Source organism: Archangium sp., assembly GCF_036388035.1.
GTDB lineage: Bacteria > Myxococcota > Myxococcia > Myxococcales > Myxococcaceae > Archangium.
Map to the genome: position 1 here is coordinate 1 of NZ_DASVSO010000478.1, position 2,431 is coordinate 2,431.

A 2,431-nucleotide genomic window follows, 5' to 3' on the forward strand; every position below is an offset into this window, starting at 1 on the left:
GCGCGCCTCGCGGTAGAGGCGCGCGTTGTCGATGGCCAGGGCGGCGCGCCGGGCCAGCTCCTGGGCCAGCGTCAGGTCCTGCGCGTCATAGCTGTGCCGGGAGGAGACGAAGGACAGCGCGCCGATCGTCTGTTCGCGCACCACCAGGGGCACGCAGACGTAGGCGCGCGCCGCCAGCTCGCACGGCAGCGTGGAGCGCCCGGCCAGCGGAGGTGGGAGGCCGGAGCGGTCCACGCACAGCTCCGGCTGTCCCGAGCCGATGACCCGCGAGACGGCGGAGGCCCCCGGCGCCAGCGGCCCCAGCTCCCGAGGCAGCTCGGGCTGGTCCCCGGCGCGAGCGGTGGCCACGCAGCTCACCGCGCCGCCCTCTCCGAGGAGGTACACGTAGCAGCCCTCGGCATAGGTGGGCACGGCCAGGTGCGCCACACGCTCCAGCGTCACCTCGAATTCCAGGGAGCTGGCGAGCACGGCGCTGGCCTCGGCGAGGAAGCGCAGGGCCTGCTCGGCGCGCTTGCGCTCGGTGATGTCCGCCACCACGGAGAGGCACAGCCGCCGGTCCTCGGCCGGCCGCACCGAGGTGATCCACATGGACACGTCGATGCGGCTGCCGTCACGTCGCTGGCGGTGCGTCTCCAGGCCCAGGATGGACTCGCCGCGGGCGACGCGCACGAGGGTGTCGTGCAGCTCCTCCTGCTTCTCCTCGGGAACGATTGGGGAGGGACGACCGAGTACCTCCTCGCCCTTCCAGCCGAAGATGCGCTCGGCGGCGGGGTTCCACAGGCGCACCGTGCGGTCCAACTCCATCGCCATGATGGCGGTGGGGGAGGACTGGATGATGGCCTCCAGCGTGTGGTGGGCATCGCGCAGGGCCTCGCGGGCGCTGCGCTCCTGGGAGAAGAGCCGGGCGCGCTCGAGGGCCTGGGCGGCGTGGTGGGCCAGCAGCGTGAGGAAGACGCGCTCGTCGTCGTCGAAGCGGTGCGTGCCGGTGAAGCCGAAGACGAGCCCGCCCAGGCTGCGCCCGTCCACCAGCAGCGGCAGGCAGGCCATGGAGAAGGGAGGGGCGGACGGCACCAGCTCGCTCACCCGCTTCTCCGTGCGCGGGTAGTGGCGGGCGACCTCCTCGGGGGACTCGAGCCACACCGGCTGCTCGCGCCGGATGGCGTCGGTCAGGGGCATGGAGTGGGCCAGGGGCAGGGTGGCGAGGGAACTGGCCACCTTGGGCGTCAGCCCCACGCCGCGCAGCAGCCGGGCCTGGGTCCCGGACTCGTCCACCAGCCAGAGGCCGCCCATCTCGGCGCCGACGGCCGCCACCCCCTGGTCGATGACGACCTCCGCCACGCGCGGGGAGAGGAGGACCTGGGAGAGGGCGGTGTTGAGCGTCTGCAGCCGGGCGGTGCGCGCGGCGACGCGCTCGGCGCGGGTGCGGGCCTGCTGCGCGCTCTCGTAGAGCCAGGCGCGCTCCAGGGCCTGGGCACTCTGCCGGGCCAGCTCCACCAGCAGGCAGCGCTCGTCGGGGCCGAAGGCGCGCCGCGTGTCGAAGCCGAAGCCGATGGAGCCCAGCGTCCGCCCGCGCGCCCGCAGCGGCAGGGCGACCACGGCCTGTGTCACCCCGGGCCGCGAGAGGAGGGTCTGGGGGAACGAGGCGGAGATGGCCTCCATCGACTCCAGCCACACCGGCTCGCCGGTACGGTACGCCACCGCTATGGGTAGGGGCGCGGTGGGAGAGAAGTGGGGGAGGCGCGCCAGGGCCTCCGGCGAGAGGCCGTGCTGGCCCACCACCTCGAGCTGCCCGGCGTCTCCTGGCACCGGGGAGGCGGCGACGACCCGGTCCGCGCCGAGGGCGGTGACCATCTCCTCGACGATGACGCGCGTCACATCCGCGGGAGTGACGGCCTCGCTGAGGGCCTCGGTGACACGCTGCAGGCGGGTGAGGCGCTCGGCGGCCACCTCCGCAGCGTGACGGGCCCGACGCTCGGCCTCGTAGGCGCGCGCCAGGTCCAGTGCCAGCCCCGCGCGGTCGACGAGCTCCTGCAGCAGCAGGTGCTCGCCCTTCTCGAAGGAGGGCTCCCCCATGCAGCGGTGGATGGCGATGAGGCCGAGCGGGCGCTGGCGCGCGCGCAGTGGCAGCAGCAGCAGGTGGAGGGAGGCGAAGGGCGGGAGGGGGGGGCGCACCTCGGCGGGAATCTGCCGCTGGAGCAGGGTCAGCTCCTCCGGGGTGACGAGGGCGGCGCGGCCGGTGCGCAGCACCTGCGCGGGGAGTCCCTCGTCCGCGCGCTGGGGGGCGGCGTTGAGGCGCTCGATGAGGGCGCGCACCTCGGGGTCCGCGTGCGCCGAGGCCACCGCGTTGAGCCAGAGGCCGTCCTCGGAGAGCAGGCGCACGTGGCAGGCGGTGCCCAGCCGGGGAACGATGAGCTCGCACAGCCGCTCCAGC

At 74.6% G+C, this 2,431-nt stretch carries 1 protein-coding gene; it reads right to left on the bottom strand.

Annotated elements, in window-relative coordinates; all coding sequences use genetic code 11:
* On the bottom strand, window positions 1-2,431 hold a 2,431-nt coding region (locus VF697_RS19330), incomplete at both ends, for a GAF domain-containing protein (RefSeq protein WP_331097100.1).